This window comes from Microcella alkalica, from assembly GCF_014595885.1.
GTDB classification, from domain to species: domain Bacteria; phylum Actinomycetota; class Actinomycetes; order Actinomycetales; family Microbacteriaceae; genus Microcella; species Microcella alkaliphila_B.
On record NZ_JABUKC010000001.1, the window covers coordinates 726,402 to 749,036 of the forward strand.

Below are 22,635 nucleotides of genomic sequence, written 5' to 3' on the forward strand. Positions count from 1 at the left end.
CGAGTCGAGGGTGGCGCTCGGCGGCTAGAGCAGTCCGTCGGGCTTCTCGTGCTTGCCGTCGGGCTTGCCGACGAGCTTGCGCGGGTCAGGGCGGTGCTCGCCGTCGTGCTCGGCGGAGTCGTGCCCGCCGCCGTGCCGCGCGTGCGCCGGAGCCTCGTGACGGCCGTCGTGTTCCGGCTCGTCGAGCTCGACGACGTCGACGACGACGGGCGTGCCGGCCGCCTCGAGCGCCTCCTCCTTCTTGCGCTCGCGGCGCTCGTGCAGGGCGTGGTAGCCGATGCCGAGCAGCGCGAGGCCGATGACGGTGAGCAGCACGACGTCGATGTACTCGGTCACGACCTCCGAGACGCCCGGGATGTGCGCGACGCCCCAGCCGAGCACCGTGAGCCCGACGGCCCACAGGAACGCGCCGAGGGTGTCGAAGAGGAAGAAGCGGCGGTAGGGCATCCGGCCGACGCCCGCAGCGACCGGCGCGATCGTGCGCACGACGCCGATGAAGCGGGCGATCGTGATGGCGAAGCCGCCGTACTTGGCGAAGAAGGCCTCGGTGCGCGCGACGCTGCGCTTGGAGAAGAAGCCCGCCGACTTGCGCTCGAAGATCGCCGGGCCGGCCTTGCGCCCGATGAGATAGCCCAGGTTGTCGCCGCCCATCGTCGCGATCATGATCGACAGCGCGACGAGCCAGATCGGCTGCGGGATGACGCCGGTGTAGGTGAGCACGCCCGTGATGATGAGCAGCGTGTCGCCCGGCAGCAAGAAGCCGACGAGCAGCCCAGTCTCGACGAACACGATCGCGCAGACGACGATGAGCGCCCACGGCCCGGCCGTCGTGATGATGCCCTCGACGTCGAAGAGTCCGATGTCGGTGGCGAGCATGGCGGCTCCGGAGGTGAGGGCGGTTCGGCGGTGGTCGGCTCAGAGTATCGCGCGCGAGGCTATGCACCGACTGGCGGGCGGGCGAACGCTTTGTGACGGGGGGTGGATGCTCGGCGCGCGCCGCTCAGCGGCCGCGCCCCGACTCGCCCGACGTCGGCAGCCCGCTCTACGCTGGTGCCCACGGTGGCCGGACCGCTCGAGCAGCGTCCGGAGGGAGCCACGCGTGCACCGCACGAACCACTGGCACCCGATGCTCGCCGCCGTCGAGGTCGAGCCCGGCGTGTGGCAGCTCACGAGCCAGACGGGCCCGTACGCGATCGTGCGCCTGCTCGAGATCGGGGGCGAGCGCGGCTACCGGGCGACGACGTACGCCGAGCCGCGCATCCTCATCGGGTATCGACGCACGCTGCGGGCGGCCTGCGAGGCGGCGCACCGGCACTGGCTGCGCCAGCACGGGCCCGACCCAGGCGAGCACCAGTACCCCGACCTCTCGGGCTGGCGAGGGCGATCGCGCTGAGTGCGGAAGGAGGGACTTGAACCCTCACGCCCGAAGGCACAGGAACCTAAATCCTGCGTGTCTGCCGATTTCACCACTCCCGCTGGTGAGGCGTCAGTCTAACGAGGCGGCGTGCACCCGGCGGGTCGGCCGACCCCTCGCGGCGAGGCCAGCGCAGGCGTAGCATCCGCGGCATGAACGGCAGCGAGCCGCGCAGCGGCACCTCTGAGACGCAGGCGGTGTGCCCGCTCTGCGCGCACGCCATGGACGAGCACCGCATCGACCATTCCGGCCGTGACGCGGTGCTGCACTGCCCGGTCGACTATCTGCCCGAGCCGGACGATCGCCGCCCGCTCAACGAGCTCGGCATGCCGCGTCGCGACTGACGCGCCGCGGGCTCGGTCGCGATGCGTGCTTCCGGGGCGACGGATGCTCGGCTAGCGTTCGACGCATGATCGCGCGCCTCGCCCTGCCGCTGCTCGGCCTCCTGCTGCTCGGCGCCGGGGTGTGGGTGCTCGCCACCTACCCGATCGAGGTCGGCTGGTTCGCGTTCGGGTTCGGCGAGGGGGCCGCGCCCGACCTCACGCCGGCGATCTCGACGCTGACGACGATCGGGCTCGCCCTGCTCGTGCTCGGCGGCGTGCTGCTCGGCGCCGCTCTGGGCTTCGCGCTCGGCCGACGTCGCCCGTCGAGCGCCTAGGCCCGCCCGGCCGCGACGAGGGCCGCCCACAGCTCGGCGCGCGCCGGGAACGACCCGAGGTCGCGCCCGAGCAGCTGCTCGGCGCGCTTGACCCGTGCGCGCAGCGTGTGGCGGTGGATGCCGAGCCTCGCCGCCGCCGACTCGGCCACCGCGTCGGCCGCGAGCCACTCGCTGAGCGTGCGCACGAGCTCGTCGCGCGAGCGGGCGTCGTGCTCGTCGAGCGGAGCGAGCACGGAGGCCGCGATGCGGCGCGTGTCGTCGCCCGAGAGCGAGGCGAGCACGCCGTCGTCGCGCAGCATCGCGTAGTCGACCAGGCGCTGGTCGCCGCTCGCCCGGTCGGCCGCGCGCCCGGCCTCGTCGACCGCGGTCGACAGGGCCGCGTAGCGCGCACCGCGCACGAAGCCGCCGGTGAGGCGCACCCGGTCGGCGAGGTAGTCGAGCACGGGGGTCTCGGCCTCCGGCACGATGATGACGACGCGCTGCCCGTCGCGCGCGTGGAACACGGCGCCGCGCGCGCGCTCGGCGCGGGATTCGAGCAGGTCGAGCAGCGCCGCGCGGCGCGCCCCCCGGGCATCCACCACCGCGACCGTGAGCGGCTCGCTCGGCAGGGCGCCCCACAGCGCACGGGAGGTCGCGGCGACGAGCTCGCGCTCGCCGCGCAGCAGCGCCGCGAGCAGCCCCGAGCGCAGGTGGTCGAGAGTGCGGGCGAGGGTGCGATCCTGCTCGAGGGCGAGACCGGTCATCGCGACGACGCTCGTGATGACGGCGCGCACGGCGTCGTCGTGCTGGGCGGCGGCGCCGACGACGAGCACGCCGCGCAGCGCCTCCGAGCGACCGAGGGTCTGCAGGGCGACCCCGTCAGCGACGACCGCGGCGCGTCGACCCTCGGCGAGCATCCGCCTGGCCTCCTGCAGCGCCTCGGGGGTGACGGGCCCGCCGTGCACGACCTCAGCGTCGGTGCCGAGCAGTGCGACGGGGGCGTCGACGCGGCGGCCCAGCTCGGCGACGACCTCGGCGAGGCCCCCGGGCTTGAGCGCGGCGACGGCGATGGCGCGCTGCGCCTCGAGGGTCCAGCGCACGCGGGCGTAGCGCTCGGCAGCGATCGCGTCGGCGGCGGCGCGCGCGACCGCGATGAAGGGGATGCGGTAGGGCACCTCGAACAGCGCGATGCCCGCCGCCTCGCACGCGGCCGCGAGCGGCTCGGGCGTGCCGGCGCGCACCACCTCGGTGCCGAAGCCGACCGCCGGCACCCCGCGCTCGGCGAGCCGAGCGACCCATGGCGCGATGTCGGCGTCGTCGTGCCACTGCGTGCCCGTGGTGAGCAGAGCATCGCCCGGGGAGAGGAACGGGGTCGGGTCGGCGAGGTCGCTCGAGTGCACCCAGGCCCAGCGGCGGTCGAGGGCCGCGTCGTCGGCGCGAACCAGGCGCAGGGCGAGGCTGCGGTCGGCGAGCATCGTGCGCAGCGAGACGGGCATGGGGCCTCCAGAGGGCGGATGTCCACGCTGTACAGCGGGAGCATCATCATTGTACGAAGCGAACAGAAGCGATCGCGAGCCGCCGCCCTACGCTGGCCCGCATGAGCATGACCGTCACCGCGCCCGAGATCGTCGGCGGCCCCTCGCTGCCGCAGGAGCGCCGCCTCGTCACGAGCATTCCGGGCCCGCTGAGCGAGCAGTGGATCGCGCGCAAGCAGGCGGCCGTCTCGAGCGGCGTCGGCACGATGATGCCCGTCTACGCGGTCGCCGCGGGCGGCGGCGTCATCGTCGACGTCGACGGCAACTCGCTCATCGACCTCGGCTCGGGCATCGCCGTCACCAACGTCGGCAACGCCGACCCGCACGTCACGGCCGCCGTCATCGAGCAGGTGCAGCGCTTCACGCACACCTGCTTCACGATCACGCCCTACGACGGCTACGTCGAGGTCGCCGAGGCGCTCAACCGGCTCACCCCCGGTGACCACGCCAAGCGCACCGCCCTGTTCAACTCGGGCGCCGAGGCCGTCGAGAACGCCATCAAGATCGCCCGCTACTTCACCGGCAAGTCGGCCGTCGTCGCCTTCGACCACGGCTACCACGGCCGCACCAACCTCACCATGGGCCTCACCGCCAAGGCGATGCCCTACAAGGCCGGCTTCGGCCCGTTCGCGCCCGACATCTACCGCGCGCCCATGTCGTACCCGTTCCGCGACGGCCTCAGCGGGGCCGAGGCGGCCGAGCGCGCCATCCACATGATGGAGCGCCAGATCGGCGCCGACCGCATCGCCGCGATCATCATCGAGCCCATCCAGGGCGAGGGCGGCTTCGTCGTGCCCGCGAAGGGCTTCCTGCCCGCGCTGCAGGCCTGGGCGAACGCCAACGGCGTCGTCTTCATCGCCGACGAGGTGCAGACCGGCTTCGCGCGCACCGGCCAGATGTTCGCGAGCGAGGACGAGGGCATCGTGCCCGACCTCATCACCCTCGCCAAGGGCATCGCGGGCGGCCTGCCGCTCGCCGCCGTCACCGGCCGTGCCGAGATCATGGATGCTCCGCACGCGGGCGGCCTCGGCGGCACCTACGGCGGCAACCCCATCGCGACGGCCGCGGCGCTCGGCGCCCTGGCCGCCTACGACGAGCACGACCTGCTCGGCCGGGCCCGTGAGCTCGAGGCGATCATCCTCGCCGAGCTCACGGCCCTCCAGCAACAGGATGCGCGCATCGGCGACATCCGCGGGCGCGGCGCCATGATGGCGATCGAGCTCGTCGACGCCGACGGCAAGCCCGACGCCGCCCTCACCGGCCGCGTCGCGAAGCACTGCCACAACGCCGGCGTCATCGTGCTGACCTGCGGCACCGACGGCAACGTCATCCGCCTGCTGCCGCCGCTGTCGATCAGCGACGAGCTGCTGCGCGAGGGCATCGGCGTCATCGGCGAGGCGCTCGCCGCGAACGCCGCCTAGCCGCACCCACCGACCACCCCGCGGGCCCGCCACCACCGCATCCTTCGAAGCGAAAAGGGACACCATGATCACCGAAGCCGAACTGCTCGCCAAGCTGCCCCGCGGCCTGTACATCGACGGCGAGTGGGTCGACGCCGAGGGCGGCGCGACGCTCGCCGTCAATGACCCGTCGACGGGCGAGCTGCTCGTCGAGATCGCGAGCGCCTCCGTCGCCGACGGCAAGCGCGCCATGGACGCGGCCGCGAACGCCCAGGCCAGTTGGGGCGCCACGGCGCCGCGCGTGCGCGGCGAGATCCTGCGGCGCGCGTTCGAGCTCGTCACCGAGCGCGCCGACGAGTTCGCGCTGCTCATGACGCTCGAGATGGGCAAGCCGCTCGCCGAGTCGCGCGGCGAGGTCGCCTACGGCGCCGAGTTCCTGCGCTGGTTCAGCGAGGAGGCCGTCCGTATCACCGGCCGCTTCGGCTCGAACCCCGAGGGCACCGGCCAGATCGTCGTCTCGCACGCACCCGTCGGCCCCTCGTTCCTCATCACGCCCTGGAACTTCCCGCTCGCGATGGCGACCCGCAAGATCGCGCCCGCGATCGCCGCCGGCTGCACCTCGATCATCAAGCCCGCCGCGCTCACGCCGCTCACGACGATGTACTTCGTGAAGGTGCTGGAGGAGGCGGGGCTGCCCAAGGGCGTCGTCAACGTCGTCACGACCGCCAAGTCGGGCGCGCTGTCGGCCGAGATCATCGCCGACCCGCGCCTGCGCAAGCTGAGCTTCACGGGCTCGACCGAGGTCGGCCGCATGCTCATGAAGCAGGCCGCCGACGGCATCCTGCGCACGTCGATGGAGCTCGGCGGCAACGCCCCCTTCGTCGTGTTCGAGGATGCTGACCTCGACAAGGCCATCGACGGCGTCATGCTCGCCAAGTTCCGCAACATCGGCCAGGCCTGCACGGCGGCGAACCGCATCCTCGTGCAGGCGTCGGTCGCCGACGAGTTCGGCCGCCGCGTCACCGAGCGCGTCGCCGCCATGAAGATGGGCCGCGGCACCGAGGAGGGCGTGCAGATCGGCCCGCTCGTCGACGACAACGCCGTGCAGGGCTCGCACGAGCTCGTGCAGGACGCCGTCGCGAAGGGCGCCACGGTCACGACCGGCGGCGTCGTGCCCGACCGCGCCGGCTCGTTCTACCCGCCGACGGTGCTCACGGGCGTGCAGCCCGGCACGCGCCTGCTGAGCGAGGAGATCTTCGGCCCCGTGCTCGCCATCGTGCCCTTCGAGACCGAGGACGAGGCGGTCGAGTTCGCCAACGCGACCGAGTACGGCCTCATCAGCTACGTCTACACGCAGGATCTCGCGCGCGGCATGCGCATGATCGACCGCCTCGAGACCGGGATGATGGGCCTCAACGCCGGCGTCATCTCCAACGCGGCGGCCCCGTTCGGCGGCGTCAAGCAGTCGGGCATCGGCCGCGAGGGCTCGCTCGAGGGCATCGACGAGTACCTGACGACGAAGTACACGTTCATCCCGAAGGCGTAGTCCTTCCGCGGAGGCCAGGTCTCCGCCGCCGGGCGCTGTGGTGGCCGCCCGGCGGCGGATCCCGTCCCCGCCGGGCGCTGTGGTGGCCGCCCGGCGGGGAATCTCCACTCCCGCCCCGCGCTGGCGCGCCCTACCCTCCGGAGCATGCTCGTGACCCCTGCATCGCAGACCGCCCAGCCCGCCGTGCTCGTCGTGCAGCACGACGTCGACGACAACCTCGGCGAGCTCGCGCCGCCGCTCGCCGAGGCGGGCATCCGCATCGTCGTGTGGGATGCCGGTCGCGTGCCCGACGGCGCCCCGGCGAGCCTCGATGGCTTCAGCGGCGTCATCTCGCTCGGCGCGTACGCGGGCGTGCGCGACGAGGCCGAGAAGCAGTGGATGCCGGTCGAGAAGGCGCTGCTGCGCGAGGCGATCGATCGGCGGATGCCCGTGCTGGGTCTCTGCTTCGGCGCCCAGCTGCTCGCCGCCGCGTCGGGCGCCGCGTTCCGCCCGTCGCCCGTGCCCGAGCTCGGCTGGACCCGCGTGACCCCCACGCCGGAGGCCGCCGCCGACCCGGTGGTCGCACCGCTCGCTTCCGACGGCGAGCTCGACGTCTTCCACTACCACTTCGACTCGTTCGAGCTGCCCGAGGGCGCCACGCTGCTGGGCGAGACGAACGGCATCATCGAGGCCTTCCGGGTGGGGGAGTGCGCGTGGGGCCTGCAGTTCCACCTCGAGGTGGGGCTTGCGACGCAGCTGGCGTGGATCGCCGGCGACCGCCCCGGCTTCGAGCGCGTCGGCGCCGACCCCGAGCACCAGGAGGCGCTGAGCCACGAGAAGTGGCGCGAGTACCGCGACCGCGCGCACGCGGTCGGCGCGGCGTTCGCGGCCGAGGTGCGGCGGTTCGCGCAGACGTGAGCCGGGCATCCGTCGCCGGCCGCACGAGCGGGGGCGGCGGGGTCAGCCGAGCTGCGTGAGCGCGAACGACAGCGCGAACCCGAGCGCCGCCCACAGGCCGGTGAGCGAGCGGTCGGCGTCGAACGCCTCCGGGATCATGGTGTTGGCGACCATGGCGAGGATGCCGCCCGCCGCGACCGTCTGCACCCCCGCGATCACGCCGCTTGGCGCGTCGGCGAGCACGAGGAACCCGAGCGCCGCGGCGAGCCCCGAGGCGAGCGCGATGCCGCCCCACACGCCGAAGACGTAGCGGGCGCTGCGCCCCTCGTGCCGCATGCCGGCGGCGCTCGAGAGCCCCTCCGGGATGTTCGAGACGGCGACCGCGATGAGGATCGGCAGGCTCACCGCGCCGCCTTCGGCGAGCGAGAGACCGAGCACGAGGCTCTCGGGCACGCCGTCGAGCAGCGCGCCCACGGCGACCGCGAGCCCGATAGCCGTGCTCGCGGCGGGGGCGGGCGAGGCGTGGATGCCCGGCGCGCTCTGCAGCGCGATCGACCGTTTGCGCGCGCGGGCGCCCTGCCGCGCGAGCAGCAGGTCGGCAACGACGAAGATGACCGCCCCGAGCAGGAACCCGGCGAGGGTCGGAGCGAGGCCGCCGGTCTCGTGCGCCTCGACGACGAGCTCGAAGGCGAGCGTCGAGATGAGCGCGCCGGCGCCGAACGCCATGACGCCGGCGACGACGGCGTGGGGCACGCGCGCGAGCCAGCCGATGACGGCGCCGACGACGAGGAAGGCGGCGGCGCCGAGCCCCGCGCCGCCGGCGGCGAGGGCTCCGAGCAGGTCGGGCACGGCTCCTCCGATCCGCCGGCGCGCGCGGCCGTCGGGGTCAGCCTACGACCGCGCGCGGCGTTCGGCTCAGCGCCGCACGGCGGCCCGCGAGCGCAGGCGCGCGAGCAGGTGCGCGGTGGCGACCGCGACGATGATGCCCGCCCAGACGAGGCCCGCGCCGAGCAGCAGCAGCTCGGCCTCGAGGGAGCTCGCGGCGACGATCTCGTCGATCTCGGCGCGCGTTGCGGGGCGCGGCAGCGCGTCAAGCAGGGCGACGCGCGAGGCGCCGATGGCCCACAGCGTCGCGGTCAGTGCGGCGCCCAGCGCGAGCAGAGCGATCGCGAGCGGGTAGCCGCGGTGCAGCTCGCGCTCGCGCCGTCGGAACTCGCCGACGGTCAGGATGCGCGACGCGGGCGGCGCGGCCCGGCCGGCGTCAGCCGACGGCCGCATCCGTCGAGGCCGACGAGCGCTCGGGCCGCGGCGGGGTCGCGGTCTCGCCGCCCTCCAGTCGGTGGCCGAGCTTCCACATCCAGCCCAGCAGCACGGTCACGCCGATGGCGAGCACGACCCCGAGCACCGTGGTGACGCCGCTCAGGTCGAGGTCGATGGCCTGCGTCGAGCTCATCGCGATCACGGTCATCGTGCGCCTTCGGGGGTCGGGGGAACACCAGCGGAAAACGGGGTTTCGTCAATAACAGCACATTCCGCGGTAGAACGCACGGGTTTTTTCTCGAGCGTGCGGCGGGCATCCGCACTGTGGAGAAGCGACGGATGCTCGGCCGCGGCTCGGGTGATCATCCTGCGCATGTCCTCCGCCGTCTCCGTCATCACCGACCGGGTCCGCGAGCGCATCCGCAGCGAGCGACTCGACCTGCGCCGCGACCCGGATGCCGCCGAGCGGCTCGTCCGGGAGGAGCTGCGCTCGTACGCCGAGCGCTCGCTCGCCGGATCGTTGCCGCGCATCGCCGACGAGGCGCACGCCTTCGGCCAGGTGCTCGCGGGCATCACCGGCTACGGCCCGCTGCAGCCGTACTTCGACGACCCGACCGTCGAGGAGATCTGGATCAACCGCCCCGACGCCGTCTTCATCGCCCGCGCGGGCGTGAGCGAGCGCGCGGACGTGCGCCTCACCGACGAGCAGGTGCGCACGCTCGTGGAGCGCATGCTGCAGGCGACCGGCCGCCGCGTCGACCTGAGCTCGCCCTTCGTCGACGCCTCGCTGCCCGACGGCTCGCGCCTGCACGTCGTCATCCCCGATGTCACGCGCTCGCACTGGGCGGTCAACGTGCGCAAGTTCTCGCAGCGCATCCGCAGCCTCTCGCGCCTGGTCGAGCTCGGCTCCCTCACGCCGCAAGCCGCCGAGTTCCTGCGCATGGCGGTGCTCGCCGGCTGCAACATCCTCGTGTCGGGCGCGACGCAGTCGGGCAAGACGACGATGCTCGGCGCGCTGCTGGCCGGTGCGCGGTCGAGCGAGCGCATCGTCACGGTGGAGGAGACCTTCGAGCTCGACCTGCACGCCCCCGACTGCGTCGCCATGCAGTGCCGCACGCCGAACCTCGAGGGTCTCGGCGAGATCTCGCTGCGGCGGCTCATCAAGGAGGCGCTCCGCATGCGCCCCGACCGCCTCGTCGTCGGTGAGGTGCGCGAGGCGGAATCGCTCGACCTGCTCATCGCCCTCAACAGCGGGCTGCCCGGCGCCTGCAGCCTCCACGCCAACAGCGCGCGCGACGCCCTCGTGAAGCTGTCGACCCTGCCGCTGCTCGCCGGGCGCAACATCGACGCCTCCTTCGTCGTGCCGACCGTCGCGAGCGCCATCGACTTCGTCGTGCACTGCGAGCTCACGCCCGGCGGTCAGCGCCGCGTGGCGGAGATCGTGGCGCCGACCGGTCGCGTCGAGGGCTCCGGCATCGAGGCCGACACCCTGTTCCGGCGTGCAGGAGACCGGCTCGTGCCGACCGGGCTGCACCCCGCTCGCGTCGAGAAGTTCGTCACCGCGGGGCTCGACGTCCGCATCGTGACGGAGGCCGCATGACCGCGATCGCCGCCCTGCTGCTCGCCGCCGGTGTGCTGCTCATCGCCTCGCCCTGGCTGTGGCCCCGCACTGCTGAGCCCCGTGACCGACGGCGCTCGCTCGCCCCTTTCGCCGAGCTGCTCGCCCGCGCCGGCTTGTCGACCGCCAGCCCCGTCGTGCTCCTCGCGGTCGTCGTGCTCTCCGGCGTCGTCGGTGGGGCGCTCGTGCTGCTGCTCGTGCCCGTCGTGGCGCTCGCGCCCGTCGCGGGCGTCGTCGGCGCGAGCCTGCCGATCCTCGCGCTGCGAGCGCGGGCCGCCGCGCGACGTCGCGCGCTGCGGCAGGTGTGGCCTGACGTCGTCGACCACCTCGTGTCGGGCATCCGCGCCGGTCTCGGTCTGCCCGAGGCGATCGGCGCGCTCGCCGAGGCGGCACCCGAGGCCGTGCGGGGGCCGTTCCGCGAGTTCCGCCGCGAGTACACGCGCACCGCCCGCTTCGGCGAGGCGCTCGACGACCTCAAGACCGCGCTCGCCGACCCCGTCGCCGACCGCATCGTCGAGACCCTGCGCATGGCGCGCGAGGTCGGCGGCACCGAGCTGCCCGCCGTGCTGCGCGCGCTCGCGCAGTACCTTCGCACCGACGCGGCCGTGCGCTCCGAGGTCGACGCCCGGCAATCGTGGGTGCGCAACGCGGCGCGATTGGGCGTGGCCGCGCCGTGGGTCGTGCTGCTGCTGCTCGGCACACGGCCCGAGGCCGCGGCGGCGTACAACACCGCGGGCGGCGCCGTGCTCGTGCTCGTCGGCCTCGGGGTCTCGCTCGTGGCCTACCGGCTCATGATTGCGCTCGGTCGGCTGCCGGAGGAGGGGCGGTGGTTCCGGTGACGCCCTCGATCGCCCTCGCCCTGCTCGCCGGCGCCGCCCTCGGCACGGGGCTCTGGCTGCTCGTGTCGCTCGCGCCCCGCATCGGGCGCCCGCGCCTGACGACGCGGCTTGCGCCGTACCTCGTCGACGTGTCGGCGGAGGCGCGCGAGATGACGAGGCCCCGCAGCGTCGACCCGCTGCCCATCGTCGGCGCCGTGCTGGCGCCGCTCGTCGCCGGCCTCGGCCGCGTGCTCGAGGGCGTGCTCGGCGGCGCACCCATCATCCGCACGCGCCTGCGGCAGGCCGGCTCGACGCTCACCGTCGACGCCCACCGCGCGCGCCAGCTGCTCGGCGCCGCGGCCGGCGCCGTCGTCGGGGCGGTCGCGGGGCTCATCGCCGGCCGTGAAGGGGTCGGGCCGATCCCGATCGCCGCGGCGGGCCTCGTGGCCGGCGCGATCGCTGGCATCGGGGCGACGGATGCCCTGCTCGCGCGCGCCGCCCGACGACGAGTCGCCCGCATGAGCGAGGAGCTGCCGACCGTGGTCGAGTTCCTCGCGCTCAGCGTCTCGGCGGGCGAGTCGATTCTCGACGCCCTGCGCCGCATCGCGACGACCGGTTCGGGAGAGCTCGCTGGCGAACTGGGGCGCGTCGTGTCGCGCGTGGACGCCGGGCAGCCGATCGCTCGCGCGCTCGCCGAGCTGCGCGACGAGCTCGCGATGCCCGCGGTCGCCCGCCTTGTCGATCAGATGCTCGGTGCGCTCGAGCGCGGCACACCGCTCGCCGACGTGCTGCGCGCGCAGGCGCTCGACGCACGAGAGGAATCCAAGCGGCGCATCCTCGAGGCCGCCGGCAAGCGCGAGGTGGCGATGCTCGTGCCGCTCGTGTTCCTCATCCTCCCGGTCACCGTGCTGTTCGCCATCTGGCCAGGCCTCATGGTGCTCCAGCTGGGTCTCTGAGTCGAGCAGGGGGCGCTGTGGAGAGCTCGCGCCTCGCTCGACGCGCGCCGCGCATCCTGTCGGCGCTCCACCGTACGAAAGGATCCGTCATGTCCCGCACACTCGCCCTCGTCGACCGCCTTCGCCGGGAGGATCGCGGCGACGTGCCCGGCTGGGTGCTCATCACCTTGATGACTGCCGGAACGGTTATTAGCTAGTGATCTAGCTGTGGGAGTTATCTAGCTATGAAGTAGCTGAGTAAGCCCCGATAGTCCCTGGACGTATGCTTATGCTTTCCTGGACGTCGATGCCGGCGTCGTCACCCAGGAGGAACACCATGCCCGTCCCCATCATCACGAACCGCCTGATGGCGGGCCACGCGGAGAGGCTCGCCGCCATGGAGAGACGGGCGACGCGGCTGGCTGCGGAGGCTGAGCTCGCGGCGGCAGAGGTGGAGATTGCTCGCCACGGCAAGACGAGTGAGAACGTCGCGAGGTGGCAGGCGGCGTGGTACGCGGTGAAGGCGACTGCTCGGAGGTGACGCGACTCCAGTGGCCGTCCCGTGTTGGCGGGCCACATTTCTACTTAGCAAGCACCACCCCACCGCCACCGCTAAGGAGAACGATCATGAGCAGCAAGAACATCAGCGCCGCCATCAAGGCCCTCGACGCCGAGCTGAGCGCCGGCCACGTCGAGCAGGAGGACGTCGCCGCCTACCTGGCCAGCGTGGACGAGGTCATCGAGACCGCCCGCGCCGTCAAGAAGCTCTACGCCGCTGAGGTCGCACGCGAGGCTAGCAAGAAGTCGCGGGCCAAGAAGGCCGCCGAGGTCGCCGCCATGCAGGCTCGGCTCGCGGAGCTGGAGGCCAGCGCCACCGCGTGAACCGCCTACACGACTAGCCCCCGCGTCCAGATGGATGGCGGGGGCTTCGTCGTTGTCTCATCTCACGCCTCGACACTCGGGGGTCGCTCGGATTCGGCGCGTTCGGCCTCGAACGTCGCACCCCCTCGGTACTCTGAAGCCATGTCTTCAAAGCCTCGCCTCCTCGACCTGTTTAGCTGCGCTGGTGGGGCTGGGATGGGCTATCACCGGGCAGGATTTGAGGTCGTTGGTGTCGATATTGATCCGCAGCCGCGTTACCCGTTTGAGTTCATTCAGGCCGACGCCCTGACTCTCGACCCGGACTTCCTCGCCTCGTTTGACGCCATCCACGCGTCGCCGCCCTGCCAGTCGTACTCCGACCTTGCGAAGCGGAACGCCAACGCCCACATGTGGCCTCGGCTGATCGAGCCGGTGCGCGAGATGCTGCAGAGCCTCGGTGTGCCTTACATCATCGAGAACGTCGAGGGCGCTCCTCTGCTCAACCCGACGGTGCTCTGCGGAACGATGTTCCCTGGGCTGCGCGTGATCCGCCACCGCCTGTTCGAGTCGAACATCGAACTGGTGGCGCCGCCCCACGGAAAGCACCCTCTCGTCTTCACGCATGACAAGCGCAAGGCGCATTACGGGAAGCTGGACCAGAACGTCTCCTTCGTTCAGGTCACCGGAGGCGGGAACTGCTCCATCGCGAACGCCCGTGACGCGCTTGGCATTGACTGGATGAACAAGCACGAGCTGAACGAGTCGATTCCGCCCGCATACACGGAGTACCTCGGCGCTGCGCTTATGCGTGCCGTGAAGCAGGAGACGCAGATCGCGGCCTAAGCTCACCTTTATGGCGGGCAGCGCAAAGTCGCGAATCAGGCAGTATTTCCGCGACCACGCGGGCGAGGTGGTTACCGCTGCGCAGCTGCAAGCGGTCGCGCAGCCGGTCAGTGAGTGGGCTCGCCGCGTGCGTGAGCTGCGCGACGAAGAAGGCTGGCCCATCCGCACCAACCACGACACGCAGGACCTGAAGCCCGGCGAGTACATGCTTGTCGGTGAGCCGCCTGCTCAGTCCACCAAGGCGATGGTGCGCACCATGTCGCAGCGGTTGCGAGCGCAGGTGCTTGACCGCGACGGCTCGACCTGTCAGATGTGCGGCAAGACCGCCGGTGACATCGACCCGGACACTGGTCGGCTAGTTCGCCTACACATTGGCCATATCGTGGACAAGAGCTTCGGCGGCGAGGACAAGCTCGCGAATCTTCGCACCCTCTGCTCCACCTGCAACCAGGGCGCCAAGAACATCACGACCGAGAAGCCTTCGACCATCTGGCTCCTGTCCCAGGTGCGACGCGCTGGGAACGGGGAGCAACTCGCCGTCTACAACTGGCTGAAGTCGAAGTACGAAAGCCAGCCCACAAGCCCTGTGGCCAGTTCTGAGCTCCCCGGATTCGATGGCTGACGTTCTATCCGTCGGTAGCTTCTGAGGCCTCAGAATCCAACCGAGCGAGAGCAGCCTCCAGCCGTTTGGTCGCGACATGGAGAGTCCGGTCGGCGTGGGCCATGGCGCGGCGGGCCTTCACGGCCGCGTCGTGGACGTGGCGGCGGCGGGTGTCCATCACGATGTGGGGTGTCGGGTCGGAGACGAGGCCTTTGCTGCGCTCGGTGGTGTCCTCCTTCAGGACGGGTGTCCGTCCGAGGCGCCACTCTGCCTCGGTGGCATCCACGTCGATGAGGACCTGCCGCACTCGGAGCTGAGCCGTAGCCAGTGCTCGGACTCGCGGATCAGTCAGACCGGCCATCAGAGCTCCCAGTCCTTCGGCAGGTGGCGCGGCGGCTGCGGGGTCGGCTGCCAGATCGACGGCGTGTCGTCGCCATCGGGCAGGACAGTGGTTTCGTCGGGCTTGGTCATGGTGCGGTCCTTTCGACTGTGTTCATGCGTGCAGTTGCCCGTACTTCTCCTGCGCGCGAGTCACGCGACACGGCGAGCAGGTCTGATTCAGTCCGGAGAGCCGGCGCAGGTCAGGGGCGAAAGCGGAGAACGGGAGCGCGACGCAGCAGCGGTTGCAGGTCTGCAGGCCGTCGGGACGGACACGGGCGCGGTCGGCCTCGACCTGCTCAGGGGTTCGGGCGCGAAGGTCGGCAGCGCGGCGAGCTCGATACGCCTTGGCCTTCTCGGCTTTGCGCTCGGCGTGGCAGCGGGTGCAGATCGTGCGGCCGGGCTCGAAGTTGTTGGCGGGCTGGCGAGTGTCGCAGTGCGGACAGCGGCGGTACAGCTCGGGAGTCATCGCACACCTCCACCGAGGGCATAGGCGAGCGGTGCGAAGGGCAGCGCGAGGAAGGCGATGGTGGACAGTGCCAAGGCGGCGCTGCGGAGGGTGGTGAGAAGGTTCGTCATGTCTAGCGGGCTCCAAAATAGGAATAGACCCCCGAGGCCATCCCTGCCGCTAGAAAGGGATGACCCCGAGGGTCTGGTCTTGATGCAGCCGAAACGAGCTAGCGGCTCTCGGCTGAGCTCGGCGCGGGGCCGAGGTGAGTCGGGGTGGTAGCGACAGTTCGAATATGTCGCGACCGGGGCTCAGTTCAGGGCGTTCCCGGGGTATCCCGGACTACGTGGCGTGTGGCCGAAGCGCTCGACCGCGCGACGGTAGGACTCACGGTTCTGGGCGCGGCGGCGCTCGGCTTTGACGGGGTCCTGGCGCATGGCGCGGAAGCGCTCCCGCTCGCAGGCTTTGCAGCGGTATGCCAGGCCGGTGACGCGGGATCGGTCGAAGCCGAAGGCGTCAGCCGGCTTCCACTCGTGGCAGTGACTACAGGGGTACTCGCTCGCGGTCATGAGGCGGCCTGCTGCTGGGCCTGCTGCTTGATGAGCGCCAGGCGGGTCGCCGTTCCCTTCGGGGCCTGGGCCGTCTTGCGGGCCTGGTCGCGCTCGTCACGGAGGACACGGCGCAGGCTGTTCACCGAGCCAGCGAAGGTCGCCAGGGTGCGGGTCTGGGCGGCGCCGGTGGTTGCGATCTGGTCGTCGAGCTCGCGGGCGAGTTCGCGGGCGAGGGCGACGGCGGCTGCTTGCTCGGGGAGGGAGTAGATCGGGTCGGCCGCGAGGGTGACCTCTAGGGCTTCGGCCATCGTGGTCATCGGTTCACCCCGTACTTCCGCTCGAAGTAGGCCACCAGCGCGCGGGCGAAGTGGCTGTTGCCCGCGTCCTTCCCGGCGTCCGAGGCCTGCGCGAGGCTGTGGAGCTGCGTCAGCTCGGCCGAGCGGCCGTGAAGGGTGCCGAGCGAGGCCACGAGATTGACGTTCGAGCCGGCGAGGTAATCGCGGACGCTCGGGTGAATGGATTTCGCGGCGGTCAGCTCAGCGGAGAGACGCTCGTTGTGGGCGCGGAGGTCGGTGAGCTCGGCGTCCAGCTGCGAGGCCTTCTCCTCGGCTTCCACAAGGAGTCGCTCCAGCAGCCGAACGCGGCCAGAGGCGGATTGGAAGTTGAACATGATGCCTCCAGAGGCGGAATGGTGCTGCGGGCAGGGTTGGGGATTCGAAAGGCCAGCAGGGAGGGACGAAGGTTGCCGGGAGTCTGGCCCGGGGGCGTCCAGCCACGGGAATGACCCCGCCTACCCCCCCTGGCGCGGAGATTGTGGGTGGCGCGGGCAACAAGAGCGGCTGTGTCATGCCTGCTCTCGTCACCCGCGCCGGTACTGGCTGAAAGTGCACAAGCCACCTTCAGACAGCAGTTGAGGGCAGCGCCGACACCGGCGGAGACCAGACGAGGCAGAGACGTCTGATCGATCACGGTCACGGTGTCGGCGCTGCGGGCGCGGCAGCTGCTCCCAACCCCAGAGAGCGGCTGCTACTTCACCGGTGGGTCGCCTTCATCGGCACCGGTGCGTGGTGACCTGGCCGGCTGTTGAGGCCGACCAGGCCTGCTGACCGAGGTCAGCGGGTGCTGCTTACGCGGCGGTCAGGTCCACCAGCGCGAGCGCAGCGGGCGACTTCACGTCGAAGCCGAAACGGCCCTCGGTGCGAGCGCGGACGCGGTTCGAGTCGAAGCCGCTGATCGCGTCCCACTCGGTCACGATGCCCGAACGGTCCACGCTGATCGACACCGCGTTGGTGTCGAGGACCAGCGCGGTGCCAGCCGGGATGCCCGGCGTCGTGAGAGTGGTCAGCCCCCAGATCGCCTTGAGGGGCGAACCCTCCAGCGGCTCGCCCGACACGTAGTGCTGGTCCGAGCCCTTGGCCAGTCGGATGGTCCGGTAGTCAGCCGGGTTCACGATGACGAGGTTCGGGTTGTACCCGAGTTCGGACACGCTGTCCGCGCCAACGTAGATGCTGTCGGCGGGGCTGTTCGTGTAGGCGATCGACTGGATGCCCGAGGCGGTCGTGAAGGCAGTGAGCGCGAGCTCCGTGACCTTCTGCAGCACGCCGAACTGGAGCTCGCCGGACAGGAACGACTCGAGGTCGCGGTTGTCCTCGAGCAGGTACTTATCGACGTACTCGGACAGGTGCGCGACGACCTTCAGCTCGTTCGGCACGGCCGCCACGGTGAAGACCGAGGTCGGCTTGGTTGCACCAGCAGCGACGACGTCCGCGTTGTTCGTGCGCACCGACTGGCGGAGGTACGAGTATTGCGGGGTGTCGCGGATGATCGTCGGGACCAGCGAGAGGAGGCCGATGTTGCCGCCGCCCATCGGGATGGGCTTGGACTCCAGCGCGACCGGGCTGGTCGAGCTGCCAGCGGCCACGAGCGCCTTCACGCCCGGGGCCGCAGCGGTGCGGGTCATCGACTTGATCGAGTCAGCCGAGAGGTAGCCACGGTCGTCGCCGTGACCGTCCACGGTGGCCGACTTGGCGCCGGGGCCAGGCTGGAAGGCCGAGTCGGAGCCAAGTGCTGCCACCTGGCCGATGAGCTCGGCGTTCTGCTCGCCGCGGTCGATGGCCGCCTTGAGCTCGATGGCACGGGCAGAGCCCGCCTGAATCTCGGCCGCCTCAGCCTCGGTGAGGTCGCGGCCGGTGGCCTTGGCACTGGCGACGATCGCCGACAGCTTGGCCTGGATGGAACGGAGTTCCTGAATGGTGTTGCTCATGGTGATGCTCCTTGGGAAGGGACTGGATGCCACCGTGCTGGTGGCGGGAGTCCGCTTCTCCTGGCGGGAACGCGCACGGCACTGCACCGCTCTCTGCTCGCCTGAGCCTCGGAGACGGTGGTCGACGTGTCGTCGCGAACTGGCCGGCCAGATGGTCTGCGCTTGCAGGTCTGGGGCGGGGTTGCTGCTGGCGCGACAGGGACAGTCGCGGGATGCAGCTGACCGGCGCGAAGCCGGTGGACTGTGGGGGCGGCGGGACTCTGCCCACTTTCTCCCTACACCTTCATATACCACATCGGGGGCGGGTGCCCGGGGTGCCGTCGAGCTGGTTTGGGGCCCTGGGGCAGCGTTGTTGCGCGGTTGTTGCAATGCCCCTAGCGGCGCGGTGTTGAACGGTAGGTCAGGGGCACCGGGTCGATGCGGAGGTTACGGGTAGCCCGGAAGGTCGGTTCGGCATAGATCGCGAGCAGCCAGGCGATGCGGTCGGGCGGGACACCGACTGCGGTCATCCACTCGACTGGGTCGGTGTTGCTCTTGTCTCGGTTGCACGGGCCACACGCTGGGACGAGGTTGTGGGGCAGGCTGCTGTCTCGGTGGGTGTACGGGTAGAAGTGGTCCACCTCGGTGGCCGGCGCTCCGCAGTAGACGCAGAGCCACCGGCGGATGGTGGGGGAGCCCCAGCGTCGGGCCGCGCGATCACGGAGGAGGCGGGTCTCGCGGAAGGGGGCGTGCGGCATCAGAGGGCGAGGGCGCGGGCTTCGAGGTCCCACGGGCGCTCGGTCCAGAAGTACCAGCAGGCGTCGCGCTCGCTCGGCGCATCGGGGTGACAGCGGGTGACGTCGCTCGACCGGTTGTGGCGCTGGCACTGGGTCAGCTCGTCGTTCCACAGCTCACCGGGCTGGAGGAAGGCCGGGGGCTCCGGGAGCGGGTCGTCTCGGTAGAGCTCGGCGACCTGGCGCTGAAGTCGCCGCGCTTCACGGGCCTCCCGGCTTCGATCGCCTCGGCGGTAGCTCGCCGCTGAGTGCTGAGGGACCAGGCGGGGCGCCGCCGCCAGGGCAGGCGAGACGCGGAACCCGTGGAAGCCGGCCACACCGCGCCGGGTGGACTCGCGGAAGCCGCGCCGGCGAAGCAGCTCGAAGAAGGCTCGGTCGGAATACGGGTAGCCGCCTGCCACGGCAAGGCGGTAGAGCGCCTTACGCGGGGCCCAGCCGTCGGGGTCGAGGTCGAACAGGCGGGACAGGCCAGCGGTGTACGGCGGGCGCTGAAGCGTGAATGCAGTCATGGTGTGGCTCCGGGGGTAGGGCGAAGCGAGCAACGTCGTTGCTCCGAGTGACTGCGTTGGAATCGAGTGTGGCGCAGTCGGGCGGGGATTGGCCGGGTGAGTTTCGGGTGGGCGTGTCGCCGAGGGCTCCGGCCGCGCTATTGAGGGTGGGGTGAGAAAGGGACCCCAGGGTGTGAAAGTGACAGGTATTAACAACTAATAGGGAAGGGGGTGCCCTTCGCGCCCTTTCTACCCTTGGCAGAGCCAGCAACCCAGCGTTTGCAAGGAAGTTGCAAGGGCGGTTTTGGGCGGCAAGGGCAGTTTCGGAGGGGGCAGAAGTGCTGCGAGGGCTCAGTCGGGGTCGCTGGCGTAGTACCCCGTGCTGACTTCGCGAGGCGCCGGCTGGCGCGGGAGCAGCAGTCCACGGCCCAAGAAAGCGGGTGCGTCGGGGTCGTCGGGGTCGATCCAGAGCGGGACAAGGCGCTCCGGCTGGTACACCGTGGAGCCCTTGGTCTGGGTAGGGAGGAGCTCAACCCGGTCGAGGCCGAAGCGCTGGAGCAGGTCACGGCGTGCGAAGTCGTCGGCGTCGGCCCAGGCTTCGGCGATGGTGCGACCGGTGGGGACCCAGCGCTGCGTGATCGTCGCAGGAGTCGCCTGGAGCTCCGCACGGCGGCTCTTCAGGGTCTGGAGGGCGGCGGCAAGCCGGGATACGTCCGCGTCGTCGTGGGCCATCTGGGCGAGGGTCTGATCGATGGCCGTCTGCACGGAGGCCAGTTCGTCGGCGGTAGCGGGGTTGGTGACGACTTCTTCAAGGCTGGCTTCCGGCCAGTGGCCGCGGTCCTGGAGGAACTGGTCTGAGATGGCACGGTCAGCCAGTTCGGCGGTCATGTTCGGAGCGGGGCAGGTGCCACCGGCTTTGCGGGAACAGGTGTAGGTCGGGCGCCCTGAGCGAACCGTGACCCACAGCTTGGCCCCGCAGACGCCGCAGAAGAGCAGGCCGCTCAACAGGCGGGCCTTGCGCGGGACTCTGCGAGGCTGACCGGATGAGACCTTCCCGCTCTTGATACGGGCGCGAAGCTTCGCGCTGGTGTCGGAATCGAGGGCAGCGGGAAAGGGCTGAAGCGGGAGACCGTTGTCGTCGAGGACGAGCGACCAGACCTTCTTGCCGTCCACGAGGCGGGAGACGCTGACGCGGCCGAGCACGGCATCGCCGGTGAGGATGGCCGCCACGGCAGGCCAGGACCAGACGCCGGTGCTCAAGCCGGTGGGGTCCGTGCCAGCCAGCTGGGCGAGGCGATAGGGCGAGCGAGTGGTCGGGACGCCTTCCACCGTCAGGATGTCGGCAAGGCTGTTGATCGGGCGACCATCGAGAGCCCACGCCGCCATGCGGCGAATGGTTGCGACCTCGGTGGGCTCCAGCACGAGGGTCCGGCCTCTGCCGCTGGGATGCGGGGCCGAGCGATAGCCGTAGGGGACCGTACCGCCCTTGAAGCGACCCTGCTTCTGGTTGGAGCGGATGGCCGCAGAGACGCGCATCGCGGTGTTGTCGGCCTCGGTGCGGGCGACTTCTGAGAGGACGGCTGCGGTCAGACGCCAACCGGACTGCGACGACCGGATGCCATCCTTCCAGGCGATGAACTCGGCTGACGGGTTTCGGTCGAGTACGTCGACCAAGCGGCCCATGGCAGAGATGCCCTGGCGGCTCCAGCGGTCGAGCTTCCACACGATGAGGACTGCAGCCTCACCGCTGTCCAGCATGCGGAGGGCTTCGTCGGCGTTGGCGCGTGACTTGCGCCCGGAGAGGCCGTCATCGGCGAAGACGCGAACTACGGTGAGACCCTCGGCGTCCGCGAAGGCACGGAGGTCCGCCTCCTGGCGCTGCACGCTGTCGGAGACACCGTCGTTGGCATCCGACACCGAGAGCCGAAGGTAGAGGACAGCTGCTTTCATGAGAATAGATTACTGCGAAAAGTCCGGCGGTCTCGTGATCGTGATCTGGGCGCTCGCGGGGCCTGCGCTCTCCGGAGTGTTCCAGCAGGCGATCGATCGGGTCACCGGCTTCTGATGCGGCAGTGGCGCAGCGACGCGGGCTCGGCCACGGTCGAGTTCGTGCTCGTCGGCACCCTGCTGACGCTGCTCGCCCTGTCAGTCATGCAGATCGCCCTCGCCGCCCACGTGCGCTCGACCCTCATCGACGCGGCGGCCGAAGGGGCGCGGCAGGCGGCGCTCGCCGACAGTTCGCTCGCCGCCGGGGTCGAGCGCAGTCGCGACCTCATCATCACGGCGCTCGGCCCCGGGTACGCACGCGCGATCGAGGCGACGACGAGCGAGGGCGAGGGCTATCCGATCGTCGTCGTCACGGTGCGCGCACCCCTGCCCCTGCTGGGGCTCGCAGGGCTCGACGAGGGGCTGGAGGTGTCAGGCCGTGCGGCCATCGAGCCGCGCGGCTGAGGCGCTCCGCGCACGCGTGCGTCGAGCATCCGCCGCGGAGGTGGGCTCGGCGTCGATCGAGTTCCTCGTCGCCGGGCTGCTGCTGCTCGTGCCGATCGTCTATCTCGTCGTGCTCGTCGCGACCGTGCAGTCGGCCGCACTCGCGACGGAGGGGGCCGCGCGTCAGGCGGCGCGCGTGTTCGTGCAGGCGCCGAGCGTCGGCGACGGTGAGGCCGCCGCCGTGCGAGCCCTCGAGCTCGCGCTGGCGGACCACGGCGTGACCGCCGAGACGAGCATCGCGGTGACCTGCCGACCCGAGCCGACCGAGTGCCTCGCGCGCCGCGGGTGGGTCACGGTGTCGATCGAGGCGAGCGTGCCGCTGCCCCTCGTGCCGAGCATCCTCGATGTGACCGCGCCGCTCGCCGTGCCGATCGAGGCGAGCGCGACGCAGCAGGTCTCGCGGTTCCGGGGTGCGCCGTGATGACGAGCACTCGCCTGCGGGGCGCGGGCGCTGACGACGCCGGCTCGATCCTGCCGCTCATCGCCGGCTTCGTCGCGCTCTCCCTCGTGCTCGTGCTGCTGGTCACGGCCGCCACTTCGCTCTACCTGGAGCGCAAGCGGCTCTTCACGCTCGCCGACGGCGCCGCACTCGCCGGCGCGGAGTCGTTCGAGCTCGACGACATCGAACTCGCGGGCGAGTCGCTGCGCCCGCGCCTCACCTCCGCCGCGGTCGCGCGCGACGTCGCCGCGTACCTGCGCGAGGCGCCGCTCGGCGGGCTCGACGAGGTGAGCCTCGACCGCGCCGCGACCGACGACGGCACGACCGCGGTCGTCACGCTCTCGTCGTACTGGCGGCCTCCCGTCGTGACGCTCTTCGTGCCCGAGGGCGTGCGCATCGAGGTGACCGCCGAGGCGCGCAGCGTGCTGCGGAGGTAGCGTGCCCTCAAGCCGGCTGGGCGG

30 protein-coding genes and 1 tRNA gene are annotated in these 22,635 nt (G+C 71.3%); 16 read left to right on the forward strand and 15 right to left on the reverse strand.

Annotated elements, in window-relative coordinates; translation table 11 throughout:
* Positions 1-24: 24 nt before the first annotated feature.
* A complete protein-coding gene (locus tag ID804_RS03495; RefSeq protein WP_169077536.1) occupies positions 25-876 on the reverse strand; it encodes a DedA family protein in 852 nt (283 codons plus the stop codon).
* Between the two features lie 223 nt (positions 877-1,099).
* Here ID804_RS03495 and ID804_RS03500 point away from each other — a divergent pair, with 223 nt between their 5' ends.
* A complete protein-coding gene (locus tag ID804_RS03500) occupies positions 1,100-1,393 on the forward strand; it encodes a hypothetical protein (RefSeq protein ID WP_169077537.1) in 294 nt (97 codons plus the stop codon).
* Position 1,394: 1 nt separating this feature from the next.
* Here the strand turns inward: ID804_RS03500 and ID804_RS03505 are convergent.
* A tRNA-Leu gene (locus ID804_RS03505) sits at positions 1,395-1,476 on the reverse strand.
* Positions 1,477-1,566: 90 nt separating this feature from the next.
* On the opposite strand from ID804_RS03505, the gene ID804_RS03510 reads away from it, so the two are divergent.
* Both ID804_RS03510 and ID804_RS03515 read left to right on the forward strand, forming a co-directional pair.
* The gene (locus ID804_RS03510) at positions 1,567-1,758 is read left to right on the forward strand and encodes a hypothetical protein (RefSeq protein ID WP_169077538.1); all 192 of its coding nucleotides are present in this window, start codon (positions 1,567-1,569) and stop codon (positions 1,756-1,758) included.
* A 65-nt stretch (positions 1,759-1,823) separates the two neighbouring features.
* Positions 1,824-2,072 carry a hypothetical protein gene (locus ID804_RS03515; RefSeq protein WP_169077539.1) on the forward strand — a complete coding sequence of 83 codons (249 nt, stop codon included), beginning with the start codon at positions 1,824-1,826 and terminating at the stop codon, positions 2,070-2,072.
* Here ID804_RS03515 and ID804_RS03520 read toward each other — a convergent pair.
* The gene (locus tag ID804_RS03520; protein WP_169077540.1) at positions 2,069-3,547 is read right to left on the reverse strand and encodes a helix-turn-helix domain-containing protein; all 1,479 of its coding nucleotides are present in this window, start codon (positions 3,545-3,547) and stop codon (positions 2,069-2,071) included. The genes ID804_RS03515 and ID804_RS03520 overlap by 4 nt on opposite strands.
* Positions 3,548-3,648: 101 nt before the next feature.
* On the opposite strand from ID804_RS03520, the gene gabT reads away from it, so the two are divergent.
* The 3 genes from gabT to ID804_RS03535 all read left to right on the forward strand — a co-directional run bounded on the left by gabT (position 3,649) and on the right by ID804_RS03535 (position 7,429).
* Positions 3,649-5,007 (forward strand): 4-aminobutyrate--2-oxoglutarate transaminase, encoded by a 1,359-nt coding sequence (gene gabT, locus ID804_RS03525; RefSeq protein ID WP_169077541.1) that lies wholly within the window; start codon positions 3,649-3,651, stop codon positions 5,005-5,007.
* A 64-nt stretch (positions 5,008-5,071) separates the two neighbouring features.
* Positions 5,072-6,532, forward strand: coding sequence for an NAD-dependent succinate-semialdehyde dehydrogenase (locus ID804_RS03530; RefSeq protein WP_169077542.1), 1,461 nt, complete (start codon positions 5,072-5,074; stop codon positions 6,530-6,532).
* A 144-nt stretch (positions 6,533-6,676) separates the two neighbouring features.
* The gene (locus ID804_RS03535) at positions 6,677-7,429 is read left to right on the forward strand and encodes a type 1 glutamine amidotransferase (RefSeq protein ID WP_169077543.1); all 753 of its coding nucleotides are present in this window, start codon (positions 6,677-6,679) and stop codon (positions 7,427-7,429) included.
* Between the two features lie 42 nt (positions 7,430-7,471).
* On the opposite strand, the gene ID804_RS03540 is transcribed toward ID804_RS03535, so the two are convergent.
* The 3 genes from ID804_RS03540 to ID804_RS03550 form a co-directional block, all read right to left on the reverse strand.
* The gene (locus ID804_RS03540; RefSeq protein ID WP_317451152.1) at positions 7,472-8,257 is read right to left on the reverse strand and encodes a ZIP family metal transporter; all 786 of its coding nucleotides are present in this window, start codon (positions 8,255-8,257) and stop codon (positions 7,472-7,474) included.
* A 66-nt stretch (positions 8,258-8,323) separates the two neighbouring features.
* A complete protein-coding gene (locus tag ID804_RS03545; protein ID WP_169077544.1) occupies positions 8,324-8,686 on the reverse strand; it encodes a hypothetical protein in 363 nt (120 codons plus the stop codon).
* On the reverse strand, positions 8,670-8,876 hold the full coding sequence (locus tag ID804_RS03550; protein WP_169077545.1) for a hypothetical protein: 207 nt from the start codon (positions 8,874-8,876) through the stop codon (positions 8,670-8,672). Before ID804_RS03550 ends, ID804_RS03545 begins: the two co-directional genes overlap by 17 nt.
* Positions 8,877-9,041: 165 nt before the next feature.
* Between ID804_RS03550 and ID804_RS03555 the strand changes: the two genes are divergently transcribed.
* The 7 genes from ID804_RS03555 (at position 9,042) to ID804_RS03585 (ending at position 14,365) form a co-directional block, all read left to right on the forward strand.
* On the forward strand, positions 9,042-10,268 hold the full coding sequence (locus tag ID804_RS03555; RefSeq protein WP_169077546.1) for a CpaF family protein: 1,227 nt from the start codon (positions 9,042-9,044) through the stop codon (positions 10,266-10,268).
* On the forward strand, positions 10,265-11,125 hold the full coding sequence (locus ID804_RS03560; protein ID WP_169077547.1) for a type II secretion system F family protein: 861 nt from the start codon (positions 10,265-10,267) through the stop codon (positions 11,123-11,125). The genes ID804_RS03555 and ID804_RS03560 overlap by 4 nt, the downstream gene beginning before the upstream one ends.
* Complete coding sequence (locus ID804_RS03565; RefSeq protein WP_317451153.1) at positions 11,113-12,060, forward strand: type II secretion system F family protein; 948 nt, start codon at positions 11,113-11,115, stop codon at positions 12,058-12,060. Before ID804_RS03560 ends, ID804_RS03565 begins: the two co-directional genes overlap by 13 nt.
* A gap of 316 nt (positions 12,061-12,376) precedes the next feature.
* Positions 12,377-12,580: a hypothetical protein gene (locus tag ID804_RS03570; protein ID WP_169077548.1), complete on the forward strand. Its 204-nt coding sequence runs from the start codon at positions 12,377-12,379 to the stop codon at positions 12,578-12,580.
* Positions 12,581-12,666: 86 nt separating this feature from the next.
* Positions 12,667-12,921 (forward strand): hypothetical protein, encoded by a 255-nt coding sequence (locus ID804_RS03575; protein WP_169077549.1) that lies wholly within the window; start codon positions 12,667-12,669, stop codon positions 12,919-12,921.
* Positions 12,922-13,062: 141 nt separating this feature from the next.
* Entirely contained in the window at positions 13,063-13,743 is a 681-nt protein-coding gene (locus ID804_RS03580; RefSeq protein ID WP_169077550.1) for a DNA cytosine methyltransferase, read from the forward strand.
* A gap of 10 nt (positions 13,744-13,753) precedes the next feature.
* Positions 13,754-14,365, forward strand: coding sequence for an HNH endonuclease (locus tag ID804_RS03585; RefSeq protein ID WP_169077551.1), 612 nt, complete (start codon positions 13,754-13,756; stop codon positions 14,363-14,365).
* A 4-nt stretch (positions 14,366-14,369) separates the two neighbouring features.
* On the opposite strand, the gene ID804_RS12530 is transcribed toward ID804_RS03585, so the two are convergent.
* The 9 genes from ID804_RS12530 to ID804_RS03625 form a co-directional block, all read right to left on the reverse strand.
* Positions 14,370-14,705 carry a DUF7169 domain-containing protein gene (locus ID804_RS12530; RefSeq protein WP_432612527.1) on the reverse strand — a complete coding sequence of 112 codons (336 nt, stop codon included), beginning with the start codon at positions 14,703-14,705 and terminating at the stop codon, positions 14,370-14,372.
* A gap of 132 nt (positions 14,706-14,837) precedes the next feature.
* Positions 14,838-15,191 (reverse strand): hypothetical protein, encoded by a 354-nt coding sequence (locus tag ID804_RS03590; protein WP_169077552.1) that lies wholly within the window; start codon positions 15,189-15,191, stop codon positions 14,838-14,840.
* Positions 15,192-15,481: 290 nt separating this feature from the next.
* Positions 15,482-15,739, reverse strand: coding sequence for a hypothetical protein (locus tag ID804_RS03595; protein WP_169077553.1), 258 nt, complete (start codon positions 15,737-15,739; stop codon positions 15,482-15,484).
* On the reverse strand, positions 15,736-16,038 hold the full coding sequence (locus ID804_RS03600; RefSeq protein WP_169077554.1) for a hypothetical protein: 303 nt from the start codon (positions 16,036-16,038) through the stop codon (positions 15,736-15,738). The genes ID804_RS03595 and ID804_RS03600 overlap by 4 nt, the downstream gene beginning before the upstream one ends.
* Complete coding sequence (locus ID804_RS03605) at positions 16,035-16,391, reverse strand: hypothetical protein (protein ID WP_169077555.1); 357 nt, start codon at positions 16,389-16,391, stop codon at positions 16,035-16,037. Before ID804_RS03605 ends, ID804_RS03600 begins: the two co-directional genes overlap by 4 nt.
* Positions 16,392-16,847: 456 nt before the next feature.
* On the reverse strand, positions 16,848-17,984 hold the full coding sequence (locus tag ID804_RS03610) for a phage major capsid protein (protein ID WP_169077556.1): 1,137 nt from the start codon (positions 17,982-17,984) through the stop codon (positions 16,848-16,850).
* Between the two features lie 374 nt (positions 17,985-18,358).
* Positions 18,359-18,721, reverse strand: a complete 363-nt coding sequence (locus ID804_RS12490; RefSeq protein WP_169077557.1) for an HNH endonuclease — start codon at positions 18,719-18,721, stop codon at positions 18,359-18,361.
* Positions 18,721-19,266 carry a hypothetical protein gene (locus ID804_RS03620; RefSeq protein WP_169077558.1) on the reverse strand — a complete coding sequence of 182 codons (546 nt, stop codon included), beginning with the start codon at positions 19,264-19,266 and terminating at the stop codon, positions 18,721-18,723. Before ID804_RS03620 ends, ID804_RS12490 begins: the two co-directional genes overlap by 1 nt.
* Before the next feature lie 330 nt (positions 19,267-19,596).
* Positions 19,597-21,195 (reverse strand): recombinase family protein, encoded by a 1,599-nt coding sequence (locus ID804_RS03625; RefSeq protein WP_169077559.1) that lies wholly within the window; start codon positions 21,193-21,195, stop codon positions 19,597-19,599.
* Between the two features lie 114 nt (positions 21,196-21,309).
* On the opposite strand from ID804_RS03625, the gene ID804_RS03630 reads away from it, so the two are divergent.
* The 3 genes from ID804_RS03630 to ID804_RS03640 are packed head-to-tail and all read left to right on the forward strand — an operon-like array spanning position 21,310 to position 22,611.
* Positions 21,310-21,696 (forward strand): TadE/TadG family type IV pilus assembly protein, encoded by a 387-nt coding sequence (locus ID804_RS03630; RefSeq protein WP_169077560.1) that lies wholly within the window; start codon positions 21,310-21,312, stop codon positions 21,694-21,696.
* Positions 21,697-21,712: 16 nt separating this feature from the next.
* Positions 21,713-22,156: a hypothetical protein gene (locus tag ID804_RS03635; protein ID WP_169077561.1), complete on the forward strand. Its 444-nt coding sequence runs from the start codon at positions 21,713-21,715 to the stop codon at positions 22,154-22,156.
* Positions 22,156-22,611, forward strand: a complete 456-nt coding sequence (locus ID804_RS03640) for a pilus assembly protein TadG-related protein (protein ID WP_169077562.1) — start codon at positions 22,156-22,158, stop codon at positions 22,609-22,611. The genes ID804_RS03635 and ID804_RS03640 overlap by 1 nt, the downstream gene beginning before the upstream one ends.
* Positions 22,612-22,635 lie beyond the last annotated feature (24 nt).

What these genes read in the sequence shown, in the direction of transcription:
- ID804_RS03495 (WP_169077536.1), bottom strand. Translation starts at nt 876, where the DNA reads ATGCTCGCCACCGACATCGGACTCTTCGACGTCGAGGGCATCATCACG.
- ID804_RS03510 (WP_169077538.1), top strand. Translation starts at nt 1,567, where the DNA reads ATGAACGGCAGCGAGCCGCGCAGCGGCACCTCTGAGACGCAGGCGGTG.
- ID804_RS03515 (WP_169077539.1), top strand. Translation starts at nt 1,824, where the DNA reads ATGATCGCGCGCCTCGCCCTGCCGCTGCTCGGCCTCCTGCTGCTCGGC.
- ID804_RS03520 (WP_169077540.1), bottom strand. Translation starts at nt 3,547, where the DNA reads ATGCCCGTCTCGCTGCGCACGATGCTCGCCGACCGCAGCCTCGCCCTG.
- gabT (WP_169077541.1), top strand. Translation starts at nt 3,649, where the DNA reads ATGAGCATGACCGTCACCGCGCCCGAGATCGTCGGCGGCCCCTCGCTG.
- ID804_RS03530 (WP_169077542.1), top strand. Translation starts at nt 5,072, where the DNA reads ATGATCACCGAAGCCGAACTGCTCGCCAAGCTGCCCCGCGGCCTGTAC.
- ID804_RS03535 (WP_169077543.1), top strand. Translation starts at nt 6,677, where the DNA reads ATGCTCGTGACCCCTGCATCGCAGACCGCCCAGCCCGCCGTGCTCGTC.
- ID804_RS03545 (WP_169077544.1), bottom strand. Translation starts at nt 8,686, where the DNA reads ATGCGGCCGTCGGCTGACGCCGGCCGGGCCGCGCCGCCCGCGTCGCGC.
- ID804_RS03550 (WP_169077545.1), bottom strand. Translation starts at nt 8,876, where the DNA reads ATGACCGTGATCGCGATGAGCTCGACGCAGGCCATCGACCTCGACCTG.
- ID804_RS03555 (WP_169077546.1), top strand. Translation starts at nt 9,042, where the DNA reads ATGTCCTCCGCCGTCTCCGTCATCACCGACCGGGTCCGCGAGCGCATC.
- ID804_RS03560 (WP_169077547.1), top strand. Translation starts at nt 10,265, where the DNA reads ATGACCGCGATCGCCGCCCTGCTGCTCGCCGCCGGTGTGCTGCTCATC.
- ID804_RS03570 (WP_169077548.1), top strand. Translation starts at nt 12,377, where the DNA reads ATGCCCGTCCCCATCATCACGAACCGCCTGATGGCGGGCCACGCGGAG.
- ID804_RS03575 (WP_169077549.1), top strand. Translation starts at nt 12,667, where the DNA reads ATGAGCAGCAAGAACATCAGCGCCGCCATCAAGGCCCTCGACGCCGAG.
- ID804_RS03580 (WP_169077550.1), top strand. Translation starts at nt 13,063, where the DNA reads ATGTCTTCAAAGCCTCGCCTCCTCGACCTGTTTAGCTGCGCTGGTGGG.
- ID804_RS03585 (WP_169077551.1), top strand. Translation starts at nt 13,754, where the DNA reads ATGGCGGGCAGCGCAAAGTCGCGAATCAGGCAGTATTTCCGCGACCAC.
- ID804_RS12530 (WP_432612527.1), bottom strand. Translation starts at nt 14,705, where the DNA reads ATGGCCGGTCTGACTGATCCGCGAGTCCGAGCACTGGCTACGGCTCAG.
- ID804_RS03590 (WP_169077552.1), bottom strand. Translation starts at nt 15,191, where the DNA reads ATGACTCCCGAGCTGTACCGCCGCTGTCCGCACTGCGACACTCGCCAG.
- ID804_RS03595 (WP_169077553.1), bottom strand. Translation starts at nt 15,739, where the DNA reads ATGACCGCGAGCGAGTACCCCTGTAGTCACTGCCACGAGTGGAAGCCG.
- ID804_RS03600 (WP_169077554.1), bottom strand. Translation starts at nt 16,038, where the DNA reads ATGACCACGATGGCCGAAGCCCTAGAGGTCACCCTCGCGGCCGACCCG.
- ID804_RS03605 (WP_169077555.1), bottom strand. Translation starts at nt 16,391, where the DNA reads ATGTTCAACTTCCAATCCGCCTCTGGCCGCGTTCGGCTGCTGGAGCGA.
- ID804_RS03610 (WP_169077556.1), bottom strand. Translation starts at nt 17,984, where the DNA reads ATGAGCAACACCATTCAGGAACTCCGTTCCATCCAGGCCAAGCTGTCG.
- ID804_RS12490 (WP_169077557.1), bottom strand. Translation starts at nt 18,721, where the DNA reads ATGCCGCACGCCCCCTTCCGCGAGACCCGCCTCCTCCGTGATCGCGCG.
- ID804_RS03620 (WP_169077558.1), bottom strand. Translation starts at nt 19,266, where the DNA reads ATGACTGCATTCACGCTTCAGCGCCCGCCGTACACCGCTGGCCTGTCC.
- ID804_RS03625 (WP_169077559.1), bottom strand. Translation starts at nt 21,195, where the DNA reads ATGAAAGCAGCTGTCCTCTACCTTCGGCTCTCGGTGTCGGATGCCAAC.
- ID804_RS03630 (WP_169077560.1), top strand. Translation starts at nt 21,310, where the DNA reads ATGCGGCAGTGGCGCAGCGACGCGGGCTCGGCCACGGTCGAGTTCGTG.
- ID804_RS03640 (WP_169077562.1), top strand. Translation starts at nt 22,156, where the DNA reads ATGACGAGCACTCGCCTGCGGGGCGCGGGCGCTGACGACGCCGGCTCG.